We start from the raw sequence: 17,558 nt of genomic DNA on the forward strand, positions 1-17,558 counted from the left end.
CGAGGTCGCCGCAAAGCGGCGGGTGGGGGGACACGTTTCCGGACGACCGGGCGCTCACCCCACCCCGGGCCTTTGGCCCGACCCTCCCCATCAAGGGGAGGGTGTTTGCCCTCAGTGGGCGCCGGACATGTCCCCCAGCACTTCCTTGGAAGCCACCGTCGAATCCGCGTTCAGCTTGTAGACCATGGGAACGCCGGTTGCGAGATTGACGCCGAGGATCTGCTCCTTGGTCAGCTTGTCGAGAACCATCACCAGCGAGCGCAGCGAGTTGCCATGCGCTGCAACCAGCACCTTCTCCCCACGCAGCACACGCGGCAGGATTTCGGTCAGGTAATAGGGCCAGACGCGCGCGCCGGTGTCGCGCAGGCTTTCGCCGCCCGGCGGCGGCACGTCGTAGGAGCGGCGCCAGATATGAACCTGCTCCTCGCCCCACTTGGCGCGCGCATCATCCTTGTTGAGGCCGGAAAGATCGCCGTAGTCGCGCTCGTTCAGCGCCTGGTCCTTGATCGTCTCCAGACCCGTCTGGCCGACGTTTTCGAGGATGATGTTGCAGGTCTTCTGCGCCCGCGTCAGCACCGAGGTGAAAGCGATATCGAACTTGATGCCGTAGTCGGCAAGCGCCTTGCCGCCGGCATTGGCTTCCTGCACGCCGAGTTCGGTCAGGTCCGGATCACGCCAGCCGGTAAACAGGTTCTTCAGGTTCCAGTCGCTCTGGCCATGGCGCACGAGCACGAGGGTACCGGTCATCGACAATTCCTCTCTTGACGATCAGGGGGTGGAGTTGAGCCCGAGCACGTCGAGCATGGTATAGCGGCCGGGCTTCTTGTCCCGGGCCCAGGTGGCGGCCTTCAGCGCGCCCCGGGCAAAGAGTGAACGGTCGGCAGCGCTGTGCGAGAGCGTGACGATCTCGCCTTCGCTGGCAAACAACACGGAGTGTTCCCCGATCACCGAGCCGCCCCGGAGCGTGGCAAAGCCGATCGAGCCTTCCTCGCGCGGTCCGGTATGGCCGTCGCGCACCCGAACGGAATGATCGGCAAGCGAGATGCCACGGCCCTCGGCCGCCGCTTCGCCAAGCAGAAGTGCGGTCCCCGAGGGCGCGTCGACCTTGTGCTTGTGGTGCATCTCGAGCACCTCGATATCCCAGCCGGCGGCATCGAGCGCGCGCGCTGCCTGCTTGATCAGCACCGAAAGCAGATTGACGCCAAGGCTCATATTGCCCGACTTCACCACACGTGCATGGCGGGCCGCAGCGTCGATCTTCTCCTCATGCTCTGGCAGGCAGCCGGTTGTGCCGATCACATGCACGATCCGCGCCTGGGCTGCGAGCGCTGCAAATTCGACGGTCGAAGCCGGTGTCGTAAAGTCGATAACGCCATCGGCATGCAGGAAGGCCGCCAGTGGATCGTCGGTCACGGCAACGCCGAGTTTCGGCACGCCGGCCAGTTCGCCGGCATCCTGGCCAAGAACGGCAGAGCCGGTCCGCTCCACCGCGGCATGCAGGACAAGACCCGGCGTTTCGCTGATGATTTTGATCAGCGTCTTGCCCATGCGACCGGCGGCACCAACGACGACGAGCTTCATGGGCGTATTCATGCGCGATTATTCCTGGCTGCTGTGCTGGCCGTTGGACGTGGCCTGCAGGTTGTTGAGGCGAGCGTAAAGACCACCCGGCTGCTGTGCAAGGCTCTCATGGTTGCCTTCCTGGACCACTTCGCCATCCTGCATGACGATGATCTTGTCGGCATTCACGACGGTGGAAAGCCGGTGCGCGATGACGATGACGGTGCGCCCCGCCATGGCGGCATCGAGCGCCTGCTGCACGGCCGCTTCCGACTCGGTATCGAGCGCCGAAGTCGCTTCGTCGAGCAGCAGGATCGGCGCATTGCGCACGAGCGCACGCGCGATCGAAAGCCGCTGCCGCTGGCCGCCGGAAAGCGTGATGCCGTTCTCGCCGACGGGCGTGTCATAGCCCTGTGGCTGCGCCAGGATGAAGTCATGGGCATTCGCCAGCCGTGCCGCATCCTCGATTTCGGCATCGGTCGCCTCCGGGCGCCCGTAGCGGATGTTGTCGCGGATCGAACCCTCGAACAGGTAAGGCTGCTGCGAAACATAGGCGAGATGCCGGCGAAGCGACGACTTCGTCACATCGGCGATATTCTGACCATCGATCAGGATCTCGCCTTCCTCCGGGTCGTAGAAGCGTGGCACCAGCGTGATCACGGTCGACTTGCCGGCGCCCGACGGGCCAACCAGCGCGGTTGTCTTGCCGCCTTCGGCCGTGAAGCTCAGATTTCGCAGCGTCGGCTCGTTGGAACCATAGGCGAAGGTGACGTTGCGGAACTCGATCTTCGCGCCGTTGACCGCAATCTGTCTGGCGCCGTCCTTGTCCTGCTGGTTGGGCTGCGTATCGAGGATCTCGTAGATCATCCGCGCGTTGACGGCGGCGCGTTCCATGAACACCTGCAGGCGCGCCAGCCGTTTGGCCGGCTCATAGGCGAGCAGCAGCGCGGTCACGAAGGAGAAGAAGGCGCCCGGCAACACGCCGCCATAAATCGACTGATAGGCAGCATAGACCATGACGCCGGAAATCGAGAGGCCCGCAAGGCTTTCGGTCAGCGGGCCGTTGCGTTCGCTGAGGCGCGCGATCCTGTTGGCACGCCCCTCGGCGGCATCGATCGTCGACTGGATCTTGTTCTCCAGCTGGCTTTCCATGGTGAAGGCCTTGACGATCGCAATCCCCTGCACCGCCTCCTGGATGGCTCCGAGCACATGCGAATTCAGGATGACCGATTCCTTCGTCGCGCTGCGCAGACGCCGGGAGATGTAGCGAAGGCCGAGGAAGAGCGGTGGCGCCACGGTAAACACGATCAGCGACAGCACGATGTCCTGATAGAGCATCACGCCGAGAAGCGCGATCAGTGTCATGAGATCCCGCGCCAGCGAGGTGATCGTCATGTTCAGAACATCACGGATCCCGTTGATGTTTTCATTGATCTGCGCAGCCAGCCGGGCCGACCGCGCTTCGCTGAAATAGCCGATCGAAAGCGACATCAGATGCGAAAACAGCCGCCGCTGGTAGCGCGCCACGATGTTGTTGCCGATCGTCGAAAGCGTCACGGCCTGCCCATAGCCGGCGAAACCGCGAATCACGAAGGCGGCGAAGATCGACCCGCAGATGATCCAGACCAGATCGGCGCGCCGGTTGGCAAACGCCTCGTTGATGACGGCTTCCATGATCCAGGCCGTGAAAGCGGTTGTCAGCGCAACCGTGACCAGGCAGACGATGGCGAAGGCATACCCACCCACATGCTGTCGCCCGTTTTCAGCGATGACGCGTTTGAGGACGGCGGAGACGCTGTCCATGTTGGGCTTTTCGGTCTGGCTGTCCTGGGCGTCCAAAAAAGAGTGTCCTGTGCTGTTGCCGTCCATGCCCCTGCCGGGCGCCGCCGCTCTATAGCCAGTCGCGGCGCCTTTGGCCATAGAGGGCCGTCAGGCAGGCCTTCAGCGCCAGTGGCGCCCCTCGGTCGCAAGCCCGAAATCTGAAGGCGCGGTCGCAAAGGCGGCCAGACCGTGCAGCGCGGCCTGCGGATGGGTAACGACGAAGGTCGGGATCCCGTGCATCACCGCCTGGTGGGGCGCCTTGTCCTCGAAGGCAGCGCGGAATTCGCCGCTCTGCAGCGCCGGCAGGATCTTCGGCGAGATGCCGCCGGCGAGGAACACGCCGCCCTTAGCCATGAAGATCAGCGCGAGATCACCGGCAACCCGGCCAAGATAGGTGGCAAACAGGCTGAGCGCCTCGCCCGCAAGCGCATCCGCTCCGGCAATGCCGGCAGCCGAAACCTGGGCTGGATCCTCATAGCGGGGCGTCAGGTTCCCGTCGGCCTTGCAGAGCGCGCGGTAGATGTTCATGAGGCCGCGGCCGGACAGAAGCTCCTCAGCCGAGATCCGGCCGAGCGTCGCGGTCGGGTCGCGCACCGGTGTCAGATGCGGCCAGATCTGGTGGTCGCGCAGGGTGCGGGGGCCGACATCCACATGCCCGCCTTCGCCCGGAACCGGGAACCACATATCGCGCGCCCGCACCAGCCCTGCAACGCCGAGCCCCGTGCCGGGGCCGAGCACGACGCGCGAGCCGATCGGCGCCTCGCTGAGCGAGCCCAGATGCTGGCGATCCTCGACGCCGAGCGTCGCAGCGGCCAATGCCTGCGCCTCGAAGTCGTTCAGCAGCAGCACCTCCGAAAAGCCGAGATCGGCCATCAGCGCCTTGGGCCGCACGATCCACGGGCAATTGGTGAGCGGCACCTCATCGCCCTTGATCGGCCCGGCCAGCGCCAGGATCAGCGAGCGCGGCTTATGGCTCGTCGTCTCGAGAACGCTAACGCGGATCGCTTCGTCGATCGTGGCGAATTCCTTGTTCACCACATTCGGAAAGCTGATCGTCTCACCGCTCTCGTCGATCAGGATCGAAAAGCGGGCATTGGTCCCGCCGATATCGCCAATCAGGATCGGGAAGGGGAGTTTGTCGTCACGCTGTGTCTTGGCCATGGTTTGTCCGGTCTTGGGCCCTGCTGCTCAGGCAGCGAGGGTCTGCATCAGGATGTCGGCGGTTGCGAGGTTGAGTGCCATCGGAATGTCGTAGACGGTAGCAAGCCGCATCAGCGCCTTGACATCCACATCATGGGGCATCGGAGTCAAGGGGTCGACAAAGAAGACGAGCATGTCCACTTCCCCCGTCGAGATCAGCGCACCGATCTGCTGGTCGCCGCCGAGCGGCCCGCTTTTGAGCCGCGTCACGTCGAGTTCGGGCACGGCATCCTTGATCCGCCCGCCCGTGGTTCCCGTCGCCACGATCCGCCAATTCATCAGCTTGGCCTGGTGACGCCTGGCAAACTCCGCCATGTCGTCCTTCTTCTGGTCATGCGCGATCAGGGCGATGCAACGGGTGCGGCTCACGACGGGTCCCCAGCTGATTTAAATCGATTTGATAGCTCCATCTAGCGCAGGCGGGAGCCGTTGAAAAGGCACCCACCGTATGGTCGCTTCTCACCAGCCGGCTGGACGGGGTGCCGGAATGGGAACCACGACCGGCAATTCGAAAGCCGTCTGTTGGGAAGGCGCCGGGGCCGCAAATGCCGACGCTGCGCTGTTGCTGGGCATGATTCCGCCGCTCGCCCGGTAGGTGACCTCAAGCTCGTTTGCCGGGCCCCTTGCATCGAGCACCATCGCGCACGCCTTCGGCAGATCGGAAACCTGCATGGCGCGTGGCTTCGGTGCGGGTTTTGCGTCGGGGTCCTTCTTCGGCGCTGCCCAGGGCTCCTTGGTGAACCACCAGGCGAGCGACTGGTCACAGCCGTCGCCGGGCGGCACGGCCGCCTGCGGCTTGCAGCCGGCAGCACCTTCGGGGCAGCGCATGCGGATATGGAAATGCGCATCATGGCCGTAGATCGGCCGGATCTTGCCGAGCACACCCCGGTCGCCTGTCCACGTGTCGCAAAGCTTCTTCTTGATCGCCGGATTGACGAAGATGCGCTCCACCTGCGGATAGCTCGCCGCCTGCACCACGAGCCGTGCATGGGTATTGGTCCAGAGGCGCTTGTCGACGGTCAGGAACTTGTCTTTCTCCAGCATCGAGGTGAAGGGCATGTCCTCGCGCTGCTGCGCGGAGAGCGGGCTTTGCGGCTTCGGCGTGAACCAGATATCCGCATCAAGCCCGATCTGATGCGAGGCATGGCCCGAAAGCATCGGCCCGCCGCGCGGCTGCGAGATGTCGCCGATCAGGATACCGGCGCCCCAGCCGAGTTGCACCGCATCTTTCGAGAAGCGTTCGAGGAGGGCGATCATCTCCGGATGGCCCCAGCGACGATTGCGCGAAAGCCGCATCGCCTGCCAGGTCGGTCCGTCGGTTGGGATGGCGACAGCGCCTGCAATGCAGCCCTTGGCGTAGGAACCGTAAGGGGAGGGGGCCGCCTTGGCCGGCAGCGCCATGCCACCAAACAACTCCTTGGCAGGTCGTCCTTCCGCAAAGGCCGTATCGCTGACGGCGCCGGCAAAGGCTGCCGCAAGCATCAGGGCCGTAGCCATCGGGCGTGCGCCCCAGGTCTTCTTCATCGTGTGCATGTCCCCGGTCTGTCCGAACGTCACCACTGATCGCTCAGCGTGAATCACCTGTCAGTCTAGCGTGAAACGGAAATGGGGTGAATCTGCGGAAGCCCGCACGCTCACTTCTATGTCAGTCATCTGTATTTTGCCGATATTTGTCCTATTCTGCTCCGCAACAAAAGCAAATCAGGGGAATTGGGCAGATGGGTCTGAACAAGGTGGGCGTTGCAGTCTGGGGCTTGGTGGCGTTGCTCGCAGGGCCGCTGCCGTCGGCCTTTGCGCAGGGACCGGCCGAGCCGTTCCGGCATGGCGTGGCGATTGTCGGTGATCTGAAATATCCGGCTGGTTTCGAGCGCTTCGCCTATGTGAATCCTGATGCGCCAAAGGGCGGCACACTGCGCATGTCCTCGACCGGCACCTTCGATAGCTTCAATCCGGTCTTGAACCGCGGAGAGGCGGCTCCCGGACTCCCAACCGTCTTCGACACGCTGCTGAAGGACGCAGAAGACGAAATCTCCACAGGCTACGGCCTGCTGGCGGAAGGAGTCTCTTATCCGGCCGATTTCTCAAGCGCGACCTTCAGGCTGCGCGCGGAAGCTCGCTTTGCCGATGGTGAGCCCGTGAAGCCGGAAGACGTGATCTTCAGTTTCGAAAAACTGAAGGAGCTCAATCCGCTCTATACCAGCTATTACAGCCATGTCGTTTCGGCGGAAAAGACAGGCGACCGCGATGTCACCTTTCGCTTCGACGAGAAGAACAACCGCGAACTGCCGATGATCCTCGGACAGTTCCCCGTCGTGCCGAAGCATTGGTGGGAGGGCAACGGCCCCGATGGCAAGCCGCGCGATATCTCCCGCACGACGCTGGAGCCTGTCCTGGGATCGGGTCCTTACAAGATCGCCGAATTCAAGGCCGGCGCCACCATCCGCTATGAATTGCGCGACGACTATTGGGCGAAGGATCTCAACGTCAATCGGGGTTACAACAACTTCAAGAACGTCACCTACACGATGTTCGGCGACCGCGACGTCGAGTTCGAGGCCTTCCGCTCGGGCAATACCGATTTCTGGCAGGAAACGCGCGCGGCCCGCTGGGCCACCGGCTTCGATTTCCCCGCCGCACAGGATGGGCGGGTGAAGAAAGAGGAGTTCGAAAATCCCTTCCGGGCCACGGGCGTCATGCAGGCCCTCGTGCCCAACATGCGACGCGAACTGTTCAAAGACCAGCGTGTCCGCGAGGCTCTCAACTACGCGCTTGACTTCGAGGAACTCAACCGAACGGTCTTCTACGGCGCCTACCAGCGTGTCGACAGTTTCTTCTTCGGAACGGAGCTCGCCTCCACCGGTTTGCCGGAAGGCAAGGAGCTGGAGCTTCTGACAAGCCTGAGGGATAAGGTGCCGGCTTCGGTCTTCGACACCCCGTTTAAGAACCCGGTTGGAGGTACCCCGCAGGCCTCGCGCGAGAACCTGCGCAAAGCGGTGGAACTCTTCAAGCAGGCCGGCTACGAACTGCGCGGCAACGCCATGGTCAATTCCAAGACCGGCCAGCCCTTCCGCTTCGAGCTTCTCCTATCGAACCCGCAGCTTGAGGTCGTGGCCGTTCCCTACCAGCAGCAACTCCGTAAGATTGGCATCGACATGTCGGTCCGTACCGTCGACGACAGCCAGTATACGAACCGCACCCGGACCTTCGACTATGACATGACCTGGGTCGTCTGGGCTCAGACCCTTAACCCCGGCAATGAACAGCGCAATTACTGGGGCTCGTCCACGGCCAATCAGGAAGGGTCACGCAACTATGCTGGCATCGCCGATCCTGCGGTGGATGCGCTGATCGAAAGGATCATCTTCCCGGCCGATCGTGAGGAGCAGATCGCCGCGACCAAAGCCCTGGATCGCGTTTTGCTCGCCCACGACTATGTCGTGCCGCTCTACTACGGCCGGACTGCCCGCTATGCCTTCTGGGACAAGTTCGAACACCCGGCAGAGCTCCCCACCTATGGGACCGGCTTTCCCTCCATCTGGTGGGCCAAGGCGCCGTGATCGGATCGCGGGGCTTGCGCCGCCTGCGTGAGACTCTAGGAATGGAGATGACGAATCGCGGTGAGACGGAGCGGCAGATATTGGCGGACAAAACGAGACCGGACATCGCGGGCAAATCTGACCGGAAACGGGAGCGCCGCGCATGACCGCCTATATTCTCCGGCGTCTGCTGCTTATGATACCCACAATGATCGGTATCATGGGCATCTCCTTCATCGTCATCCAGTTTGCGCCCGGCGGCCCAGTCGAGCAGGTGATCGCCCAGCTCAGCGGCCAGGGCGATAGCGCCGACGCCCGCCTGTCCGGCGGCGGTGACATGCTGAACCAGTCCGTCGGCACGGAGGAGGGCGGTTCAACCTATCGCGGCGCCCAGGGCCTCGATCCGGAACTGATCGCCAAGCTTGAAAAGCAGTTCGGCTTCGACAAGCCGCCGCTGGAGCGCTTCCTCGAAATGATGTGGAACTACATCCGTTTCGATTTCGGCGAGAGCTTCTTCCGCAACACTTCGGTCATCGACCTGATCATCGAAAAGCTGCCGGTGTCCATTTCGCTCGGCCTCTGGGTGCTCCTGATTTCCTACGCCATCTCGATCCCGCTCGGCATCCGCAAGGCGGTTGCCGACGGCTCCCGCTTCGATGTCTGGACGTCCGGCATCATCGTCATCGGTTATGCCGTCCCGGGCTTCCTCTTCGGCATCCTGCTGATCGTGCTCTTCGCCGGCGGATCCTTCTTCGACTGGTTTCCGCTGCGCGGCCTCACGTCAGACAATTTTGCCGAGCTCTCCTGGTGGCAGAAGATCCTCGATTACTTCTGGCATCTGACCCTGCCGCTGATCGCGCTTCTGCTCTCTGCTTTTGCGACGACCACGCTTCTGACCAAGAATTCCTTCATCGACGAGATCAAGAAGCAGTATGTGGTGACTGCCCGCGCCAAGGGCCTGGGCGAGCGGCAGGTGCTTTACGGCCACGTCTTTCGCAACGCCATGCTGATCGTCATCGCCGGCCTGCCGGGCGCCTTCATCTCCGCCTTCTTCACCGGTTCGCTCCTGATTGAGAACATCTTCTCGCTCGATGGCCTCGGTCGTCTCGGCTACCTCGCGATCGTCAACCGCGACTATCCGATCGTCTTTGCCACGCTCTACATCTTCTCGCTGATGGGCCTCGTCATCGGCCTGATCTCCGACCTGATCTATACCTGGATCGACCCGCGCATCGACTTCGACCGGAGGGACGTCTGATGTCCGCTGTCGAAACCACCACCATCGCTCCGCCAAAGAAGGGCTGGCTCAACCCCACCAACCGCCGCCGGCTTGAAAATTTCAAGGCGAACCGACGCGGCTTGTGGTCCTTCTGGATCTTCATGGTCTTGTTCGTGCTCAGCATGTTTGCCGAGTTCATCGCCAATGACCGGCCGATCATCGCCTCCTACAAGGGCGAGATCCTCTTCCCCGTGGTGGTCGATTATCCGGAGGAGAAGTTCGGCGGCTTCCTTGCGGTCACCGATTACCGCTCGCCCTTTATATCAGACGAGATCAACGCCAACGGCTGGATGATCTGGCCGCCGATCCGTTACTCCTACCGCACGGTCAATTCCGAGGTGCCCCACTCCGCCCCCACGCCGCCCTTCTGGCTGATGGACAAGGAAACCCGCTGCGCCGCCTATCCGCTGAAGGCGGAAGACCCGAACTGCGTGCTCGGCAACATGAACTGGCTCGGCACCGACGATCAGGCGCGCGACGTGATGGCCCGGATGATCTACGGCTTCCGTATCTCGATCCTCTTCGGCCTGGCGCTGACGCTCGCGTCTGCCGCGATCGGTGTGACGGCCGGTGCCGTCCAGGGCTATTTCGGCGGCTGGACTGACCTTCTGATGCAGCGCTTCATCGAGATCTGGTCGTCGATGCCGGTTCTCTACATCCTGCTGATCATAGCAGCCATCCTGCCGCCCGGTTTCTTCGTGCTGCTCGGCATCATGTTGCTCTTTTCCTGGGTCGGCTTCGTCGGCATTGTGCGTGCCGAATTCCTGCGCGCGCGCAACTTCGAATATGTGAACGCCGCCCGGGCACTCGGGGTTGGCAACGGCACGATCATGTTCCGCCACCTGCTGCCGAACGCCATGGTCGCGACCCTGACCTTCCTGCCCTTCATCCTCTCGGGCTCGATCACCACGCTGACCTCGCTCGACTTCCTCGGCTTCGGCATGCCCCCCGGCTCGCCCTCGCTCGGCGAACTGATCGCGCAAGGCAAACGCAACCTCCAGGCCCCCTGGCTAGGCCTCACCGCGTTCTTCACAATGTCGATCATGCTCTCGCTTCTGATCTTCATAGGCGAAGCCGTCCGCGATGCCTTCGATCCGAGAAAGACCTTCCGATGAGAGCAGGTTCGTCAAAGGACAGCATGTATGGCATGATGCGTTCAGGCCTGATCAGGAGCGCGACGCGATGAACAAGATCGTCAGAGAGCATTATCCGGTTGAGAATTTGCCTGCCGACCTCAGAGAAGGGCTGACCGACGGCAGCACCGTGCGGGTTGTGGTTGAGGTGGAAGGTGACGCGCCGAACCCGGCCAAAACGAGTTTTGAAGATTTCATGAAAAAGGTGGAGGCCTATCGTAGCCAAGACGACCGCCGCGTTACGACCGCTGAAGCTGTGGCGCGTATTCGGGAACTCCGCGACGAATGGGACGACTGATGCCGCAACGGCACCAACTCTATCTCGATACGAATGCCGCGATCTTGCTCATCGAGGGGGAGGGTATCCTGCGTGAAATGCTGCGAGACCTGACCGATAGAGCATCATCCCGACCGAGCGCCATCCTCGCCACCAGCGCGTTGACTGTGTCCGAACTTTTGGTCAAGCCTTTGCGCCAAAACGACACAAGGCTGATTGAAGTCTACAGGGCCTGGGGTTCGGGGCTGCCGTGGCTGCAGATTGTTCCAGTTTCCAATGGCATTCTTGACATTGCGGCACAATTGCGTGCCAGACGGGGTGGTTTGAAGCTTCCCGATGCCATCCATGTGGCATCGGCTCTGGCGATCGGAACCACGCATTTCTTGACCGATGATCAAGGTATCGCGAACTCCGTGACAGTTAGGACCTGGGAGGAGCCTTACTTGTTTGAAGTTTGCCGCTTGGACGCTCCGTCTCTCACCTCCCTGATCGAAAGCCTCACCGCATGACCGAACCCCTGCTTTCCGTGCGCGATCTCTCCGTCGCCTTCCACCAGGGTGGCCGCGAGAGCCTGGCGGTCGATCGCGTCTCCTTCGACATCGGCCGTGGCGAGATCGTTGCCTTGGTCGGGGAATCCGGTTCCGGCAAATCTGTTTCCGCCGCTTCTATCCTGAAGCTTCTGCCCTATCCCGCCGCGAGCCATCCCTCGGGGCATATTCTATTCGACGGTCGCGACCTGATGACCGCGAGCGAGCCCGAACTGCGGGCCGTGCGCGGCAACGACATCACCATGATCTTCCAGGAGCCGATGACTTCGCTCAACCCGCTGCACACCATCGAGCGGCAGATCGGCGAGATCCTGGCCCTCCATCAGGGCCTTGAAGGCGCATCCGCCCGCGCCCGCGTGCTCGAGCTGTTGCATCAGGTCGGCATCCGCGAGCCGGAGAAGCGCCTGACGGCCTTCCCGCATGAACTCTCGGGCGGTCAGCGCCAGCGCGTGATGATTGCCATGGCGCTTGCCAACAGGCCGAAGCTTCTGATCGCCGACGAGCCGACCACGGCCCTCGACGTCACCGTCCAGGCGCAGATCCTCGAACTCCTGGGCCGCCTCAAGTCCGAGCATGGCATGTCCATGCTCTTCATCACCCATGATCTCGGCATCGTCCGCAAGTTTGCCGATCGGGTCTGCGTCATGACCAAGGGCAAGATCGTCGAGGCCGGAGCCGTTGAGGATATCTTCGAACGGCCGCAGCATGCGTATACGAAGAAGCTGCTCGCCTCCGAGCCGCGTGGCGAACCGCCGCTTCTGGACGAAACAAAACCTGTTGTCATGCAGGGCGAGGACATCCGCGTCTGGTTCCCGATCAAGGCCGGCTTCCTACGCCGCACCGTGGACCACGTGAAGGCAGTGGATGGTGTGGATCTCACGCTTCGCGCCGGCCAGACGCTTGGTGTCGTCGGCGAATCGGGCTCGGGCAAGACCACGCTGGGTCTCGCTCTCTCGCGTCTCATCTCGTCGAAGGGCCGCATCAGCTTTATCGGAAAGGCCATCCACGCCTTCTCCTATCGCGAAATGCGCCCGCTTCGCGATCGCTTGCAGATCGTCTTCCAGGACCCGTTCGGCTCGCTGAGCCCCCGCATGTCCGTGGGTGAAATCATCGCAGAAGGCCTCAAGGTCCACGAGAAGCAGTTGTCCGCCGACGAGCGCGATGCCCGTGTTGCATGGGCGCTCGAGGAAGTCGGGCTCGACCCCGCCACCCGCTGGCGCTACCCCCATGAATTCTCCGGCGGCCAGCGCCAGCGCATCGCGATTGCCCGAGCCATGGTGCTGAAACCCCGTTTCGTCATGCTCGACGAACCGACCTCAGCGCTCGACATGACCGTCCAGGCCCAGGTCGTCGATCTCCTGCGCGATCTGCAGGCCAGACACGATCTCGCCTATCTCTTCATCAGTCACGACCTGAAGGTGGTGAAGGCGCTCGCCAACGAGCTGATCGTCATGCGCGGCGGCAAGGTGGTCGAAAAGGGCCCGGCAGCGCAGGTCTTCGCCGCGCCGAAGGCTGATTACACCCGCGCGCTGATGGCTGCGGCTTTCGATCTCGAAGCCGTCGAGGCCGGCGGCATCCGCCAATAATGTGAGTTTCCAGATGTCCGAAAAACGCCCCGTCGTCGTCGACCTCCGCTTCGCACGCGAAAGCGTCGTCTCCGCTCTCCGCTCCGCCTTCAAGGATCGTCCGGTCATCGACATGGGCGATCCGACCAATGCCGACCGGGATCTCTCGGACGCCGAATTCGCCGTGGTCTGGAAGCCGGACCCGGCCCTTTTTCGCCGCGCCACCGGGTTGAAGGCCATCTTCTCGGGCGGTGCCGGCGTCGATCATATCCTCTCGGCCTATGAACTGCCGGATCTCCCCATCGTCCGCTTCGTCGATCGCAGCCTCACCGACCGCATGAGCGAATGGGTCGTCTGGCAATGCCTGCATCATCTGCGCAACGGCATCGCCTATGCCAATCAGCAGCGCGACCGCGTCTGGCACGAGATCGCCGACCAGCCGGAAGCACGCGACGTCACCGTCGGTGTCATGGGCCTCGGCGTTCTCGGCGCTGATTCCGTCCGCAAGCTGAAGGTCATGGGCTTCGATGTGATCGGCTGGTCCCGACGGCCCAGGGTGATCGAAGGGATCGAAACCTTTGATGCCGCTGGGCTGGATGCCTTCCTGGCGCGTACGGACATGCTTGTCGGCCTTCTGCCCCTGACGGATGATACGCGCAGCATCTATGATCGCGCCCTCTTCGCGAGGCTCCGCCGCAGCGGTCCCCTGGGCGGTCCGATCTTCCTCAATGCCGGACGCGGTGGCAGCCAGAACGAGACGGAATTGGCGGCATGCCTGGCCGATGGCACCTTGAAGGCCGCCTCGCTCGATGTCTTCGAGAAGGAACCGCTACCCGCCGAAAGCCCGCTCTGGTCAATGCCGAATGTGATCGTCACGCCCCACGCCGCGGCCGCCTCGGACGTTCGCGCCCTCTTCCGTCATGTCGAGGCGCAGATCGCCCGGTTTGAAGCCGGCAAGCCGCTGGAATTTGTAGTCGATCGCGCAAGCGGTTACTGATCGAGCCCCAACCTTCGCGGAACAAACCGCCGCAGGCTTCCGTTTGTCCTGAGAATTGCGCCGTGAGCGCCTCAGGACACAGGGAGCCATGATATGAGCAGCCGAACCGATCTGCCCGACACCACCGACCGCCGGACCCGAGGCCTGAAGCCGGAGCCGTTGACACCCACAGAGGCGCGCCAGGGCTTTCGCGGCAAGCCTGTACTCATCGTCTTGCTCGCCGGTCTGATCCTGGCGATGCTGGTCTGGATACCCGCCGAATGGTGGGGCAATTCGATAGCGCCGGAAAACCCCGCCAATGAACCCTCGCAGACGACGGCACCCGCCCCTGCGGGCACAGATAGTGCGGATCAGAACATGCCGCAGTCCAACCCCACTCCCGGTCAGTAATCGGTCCAGGCGTCGCTGACTGGACAATCCGATATCGATTGCCGATAACTGCTGCGGAAGCGACCGAAGCGTTCCGGTCGTCCCCCGCAGCGCTCGCTGCGGTTGAGAAGGCAGTCGATCATGACCAAGACAGACATCGCGACCAGGGTCTACAACCACGCCTGGAAGCTCGACCCCATCATCCGCAGCCTGATCGACACGGACTTCTACAAACTGTTGATGCTCCAGATGATCTGGAAGCTCTACCCGCAGGTGAACGCCACCTTTACCCTTATTAACCGCACGACCTCGGTGCGCTTGGCGGATGAGATTGACGAGCAGGAGCTGCGCGACCAGCTCGATCATGTTCGGTCCTTGCGTCTGACCAAGAAGGAGATGATCTGGCTGGCCGGTAACACCTTTTACGGCCGCGCCCAGATCTTCGAGCCGGAATTTCTGGCCTGGCTCGGCAATCTCCAGCTTCCCGAATACGAGCTCTCCAAGCGTGAAGGCCAATATGAACTGACCTTCCATGGCACCTGGATGGAGACGACGCTCTGGGAGATCCCGGCGCTCGCCATCATCAACGAATTGCGATCCCGCGCTGCGATGCGCTCGCTCGGCTACTTCACCCTCGACGTTCTCTATGCCCGCGCCAAGGCCAAGATGTGGTCCAAGGTCGAGCGCCTTCGGGAACTGCCGGGTCTGCGCATTTCCGACTTCGGCACCCGCAGGCGCCACAGCTTCCTCTGGCAGCGCTGGTGTGTCGAAGCCTTGAAGGAGGGTATCGGCCCGGCCTTCACCGGCACCAGCAATGTCCTGCTCGCCATGGACTCGGATCTCGAAGCCGTCGGGACCAATGCCCACGAACTGCCGATGGTGGTCGCGGCTCTGGCAAACACCGACGAACAGTTGGCAGCTGCACCCTACCAGGTTCTGAAGGACTGGAATCGTCTCTACGGTGGCAACCTTCTGATCGTCCTGCCAGATGCTTTCGGCACTACGTCTTTTCTTGAGCACGCACCCGAATGGGTGGCCGATTGGACGGGCTTCCGCCCGGACAGCGCGCCCCCGATCGAAGGCGGCGAGAAGATCATCGATTGGTGGAAGAAGATGGGCCGCGATCCCCGCAAGAAGCTCTTGATCTTTTCGGACGGTCTCGATGTCGATGCCATCATAGATACCTATCGCCATTTTGCCGGGCGTGTGCGCATGTCGTTCGGCTGGGGCACCAATCTCACCAACGACTTCGCGGGCTGCGCGCCGCAGGAAATCGCCGGCCTGCGTCCCATATCCATCGTCTGCAAGGTTTCGGAAGCCAATGGCCGTCCGGCGGTCAAGCTCTCGGACAATCCGCGCAAGGCAACCGGCGATCCGGCCGAAGTCGAGCGTTACCTTCGCTTTTTCGGAACCCAGGACCGTGTAGAACAGGCGGTTCTTGTCTGACGAATGCCATTCTGCTGCTTTAGCAGTCTTGCATCCGCCGCCTTCGCCATGCAGTCTTGGCGTCTGCGGGAAGGGAGCCCGTGATCGACTAGGAGGAAAGCCGGATGGATATGCAAGGCAGCGAGCGCATCGAGGCGCCCGTCGAAACCGTATGGCGTGCGCTGAACGATCCGGAGATCCTGCGCCAGTCGATACCGGGTTGCGAAAGCCTGGAAAAGACATCTGATACCCAGATGGCGGCCAAGGTTGTCCTCAAGATCGGGCCGATCAAGGCCAAATTCGAAGGGGCTGTGGAACTGCAAAATCTGAACCCGCCGCATTCCTACACGATTTCGGGGGAAGGCAAGGGTGGCCTCGCCGGCTTCGCCAAGGGGGGCGCGGATGTAACCCTCACTTCGGAAGACGGCGGTGCGACCTTGCTCACCTACACGGTAAAGGCCGAGGTCGGCGGTAAGATTGCCCAGCTTGGCAGCAGACTGATCGAATCGACCTCCAAAAAGCTCGCAGCCGAGTTTTTTTCGAACTTCAGTTCGGCCGTAACGCGTGGCGTCGAGACTGAGGCTTGACGGATAACGTAGGATCGGGTGAAAGCCCGGCACAAGGAAGCGGCGGCATCGTGGAACCAGCCGAGATGATTCGGCCTTAAGGGGACATGATGATGAACGAAGGACCTGATCAGTATTTCGAGCAGCAGGACATGGCGGTCAAGCTGATGCTTCTCGAAAACAAATCCGACGAACTGACGGATATCCTTGTCGAAGCGCTGCAGGATGCGCTGAAGCTGCTCGAAGAAGAGCTTGCAACCGTTCACTGATCACGACGATCCGGGCCATCAGAACCGGTCGGAGACCTGAATACCGGCTGGGCCCAGAATGACGGCGATCAGAACCGGCAGGAAGAACAGGATCATCGGAACCGTGAGTTTCGGCGGCAGAGCGGCGGCCTTTTTCTCGGCTTCGTTCATGCGCTCGTCGCGGCCTTCCTGCGCCAGCACGCGCAGCGCCTGGGCAACGGGAGTGCCGTATCGATCGGCCTGGATCAGCGCCTGAACGACATTCTTCACGCCGTCGAGTTGGGTGCGCGTGCCCAGGTTTTCGAGCGCCTGGCGTCGGTCCGGTAGGAACGAGAGTTCGGCCGTTGTCAGAACCATTTCTTCGGCCAGTTCCGGCGATTGCTCGCCGATTTCGTCCGAAACGCGCCGCATGGCGGCCTCCAGTGAGATACCCGATTCCACGCAGATCAGCATGAGATCCAGTGCATCCGGCCAGGCGCGCTTGATTGACTGCTGGCGTTTGGTGATGCGGTTCGAAACATAGATATTCGGCAGATAGAAGCCGACATAACCTCCAACGATGGTGGCAAACAGCCTGATCGGCAAGGGCTTTTCACCGAGATTGCCGAGCACGAAGATCCAGAAGGCTGTCAAGGCGAGGGTTGCAAACGGCAGCAGGAAGCGCGCGACGAGAAATATGTTCAGCGCATTTTGCGAACGCAAACCCGCTGCCTTCAGCTTGTCGACGGTCTTGTCGTCCACCAACGCCTGACGCAGGTTGAACCTCTCCACGATGTTCCGGACGGACTTGTTGTTCGTGGTGCGCAGCGACGCACGATTCTGAGCTGCCTCGGCATTCAGCTTTGCGCGCTCTCGTGCCCGGATCAGGTCCCGCTCGGTCGATACGGCCTTCATCCGCTTGTTCAGGTCGCCTCGCTCCAGATAGGGCATGGCGATGGTGTAGAAGGTCCCGAACACCGCCAGCGCCACCAGCACGGCGATCACCAGGGCCGGATCGGTCACTTGTGCGGCCCAGTTTTCCGACATCGGCTTGG

At 62.2% G+C, this 17,558-nt stretch carries 18 protein-coding genes; 11 read left to right on the forward strand and 7 right to left on the reverse strand.

Features of this window, described 5'->3' with window-relative positions; all coding sequences use genetic code 11:
* Nucleotides 1–111 precede the first annotated feature (111 nt).
* From H6M51_RS00265 to mepA, 6 genes are all read right to left on the reverse strand, one after another.
* Nucleotides 112–747 (reverse strand): 2,3-bisphosphoglycerate-dependent phosphoglycerate mutase, encoded by a 636-nt coding sequence (locus H6M51_RS00265; RefSeq protein ID WP_136539907.1) that lies wholly within the window; start codon nt 745–747, stop codon nt 112–114.
* A 21-nt stretch (nt 748–768) separates the two neighbouring features.
* Nucleotides 769–1,581, reverse strand: coding sequence for a 4-hydroxy-tetrahydrodipicolinate reductase (gene dapB / locus H6M51_RS00270; RefSeq protein ID WP_407073541.1), 813 nt, complete (start codon nt 1,579–1,581; stop codon nt 769–771).
* An 18-nt stretch (nt 1,582–1,599) separates the two neighbouring features.
* Nucleotides 1,600–3,363 carry an ABC transporter ATP-binding protein gene (locus H6M51_RS00275; protein ID WP_407073542.1) on the reverse strand — a complete coding sequence of 588 codons (1,764 nt, stop codon included), beginning with the start codon at nt 3,361–3,363 and terminating at the stop codon, nt 1,600–1,602.
* Between the two features lie 138 nt (nt 3,364–3,501).
* Nucleotides 3,502–4,542, reverse strand: coding sequence for a glucokinase (locus H6M51_RS00280; protein WP_185807900.1), 1,041 nt, complete (start codon nt 4,540–4,542; stop codon nt 3,502–3,504).
* A gap of 27 nt (nt 4,543–4,569) precedes the next feature.
* Nucleotides 4,570–4,950: a methylglyoxal synthase gene (locus H6M51_RS00285; protein ID WP_185807901.1), complete on the reverse strand. Its 381-nt coding sequence runs from the start codon at nt 4,948–4,950 to the stop codon at nt 4,570–4,572.
* Between the two features lie 90 nt (nt 4,951–5,040).
* Nucleotides 5,041–6,114, reverse strand: a complete 1,074-nt coding sequence (gene mepA / locus H6M51_RS00290) for a penicillin-insensitive murein endopeptidase (protein WP_185807902.1) — start codon at nt 6,112–6,114, stop codon at nt 5,041–5,043.
* Between the two features lie 185 nt (nt 6,115–6,299).
* Here mepA and H6M51_RS00295 point away from each other — a divergent pair, with 185 nt between their 5' ends.
* From H6M51_RS00295 to H6M51_RS00345, 11 genes are all read left to right on the forward strand, one after another.
* A complete protein-coding gene (locus H6M51_RS00295; protein ID WP_185807903.1) occupies nt 6,300–8,138 on the forward strand; it encodes an extracellular solute-binding protein in 1,839 nt (612 codons plus the stop codon).
* A 142-nt stretch (nt 8,139–8,280) separates the two neighbouring features.
* A complete protein-coding gene (locus H6M51_RS00300) occupies nt 8,281–9,375 on the forward strand; it encodes a microcin C ABC transporter permease YejB (RefSeq protein ID WP_185807904.1) in 1,095 nt (364 codons plus the stop codon).
* The gene (locus H6M51_RS00305) at nt 9,375–10,511 is read left to right on the forward strand and encodes an ABC transporter permease (RefSeq protein ID WP_185807905.1); all 1,137 of its coding nucleotides are present in this window, start codon (nt 9,375–9,377) and stop codon (nt 10,509–10,511) included. The genes H6M51_RS00300 and H6M51_RS00305 overlap by 1 nt, the downstream gene beginning before the upstream one ends.
* Before the next feature lie 67 nt (nt 10,512–10,578).
* A complete protein-coding gene (locus tag H6M51_RS00310) occupies nt 10,579–10,827 on the forward strand; it encodes a hypothetical protein (RefSeq protein WP_185807906.1) in 249 nt (82 codons plus the stop codon).
* The gene (locus tag H6M51_RS00315) at nt 10,815–11,315 is read left to right on the forward strand and encodes a PIN domain-containing protein (RefSeq protein ID WP_185807907.1); all 501 of its coding nucleotides are present in this window, start codon (nt 10,815–10,817) and stop codon (nt 11,313–11,315) included. The genes H6M51_RS00310 and H6M51_RS00315 overlap by 13 nt, the downstream gene beginning before the upstream one ends.
* The gene (locus H6M51_RS00320; RefSeq protein ID WP_185807908.1) at nt 11,312–12,940 is read left to right on the forward strand and encodes an ABC transporter ATP-binding protein; all 1,629 of its coding nucleotides are present in this window, start codon (nt 11,312–11,314) and stop codon (nt 12,938–12,940) included. Before H6M51_RS00315 ends, H6M51_RS00320 begins: the two co-directional genes overlap by 4 nt.
* A gap of 13 nt (nt 12,941–12,953) precedes the next feature.
* A complete protein-coding gene (locus tag H6M51_RS00325; protein WP_185807909.1) occupies nt 12,954–13,916 on the forward strand; it encodes a glyoxylate/hydroxypyruvate reductase A in 963 nt (320 codons plus the stop codon).
* Between the two features lie 93 nt (nt 13,917–14,009).
* Nucleotides 14,010–14,306 carry a hypothetical protein gene (locus H6M51_RS00330; RefSeq protein ID WP_185807910.1) on the forward strand — a complete coding sequence of 99 codons (297 nt, stop codon included), beginning with the start codon at nt 14,010–14,012 and terminating at the stop codon, nt 14,304–14,306.
* A 120-nt stretch (nt 14,307–14,426) separates the two neighbouring features.
* Nucleotides 14,427–15,731 carry a nicotinate phosphoribosyltransferase gene (pncB, locus tag H6M51_RS00335; RefSeq protein WP_185807911.1) on the forward strand — a complete coding sequence of 435 codons (1,305 nt, stop codon included), beginning with the start codon at nt 14,427–14,429 and terminating at the stop codon, nt 15,729–15,731.
* 104 nt (nt 15,732–15,835) lie between these two features.
* Nucleotides 15,836–16,297 (forward strand): carbon monoxide dehydrogenase subunit G, encoded by a 462-nt coding sequence (locus H6M51_RS00340; RefSeq protein ID WP_185807912.1) that lies wholly within the window; start codon nt 15,836–15,838, stop codon nt 16,295–16,297.
* Nucleotides 16,298–16,389: 92 nt separating this feature from the next.
* Nucleotides 16,390–16,545, forward strand: coding sequence for a hypothetical protein (locus H6M51_RS00345; protein ID WP_167494934.1), 156 nt, complete (start codon nt 16,390–16,392; stop codon nt 16,543–16,545).
* Between the two features lie 18 nt (nt 16,546–16,563).
* Here the strand turns inward: H6M51_RS00345 and H6M51_RS00350 are convergent, their stop codons facing one another.
* Entirely contained in the window at nt 16,564–17,550 is a 987-nt protein-coding gene (locus tag H6M51_RS00350; protein WP_185807913.1) for a type II secretion system F family protein, read from the reverse strand.
* Between the last annotated feature and the right edge of the window lie 8 nt (nt 17,551–17,558).

This window comes from Rhizobium sp. AQ_MP, from assembly GCF_014237835.1.
In the GTDB taxonomy this organism is placed as follows: domain Bacteria; phylum Pseudomonadota; class Alphaproteobacteria; order Rhizobiales; family Rhizobiaceae; genus Allorhizobium.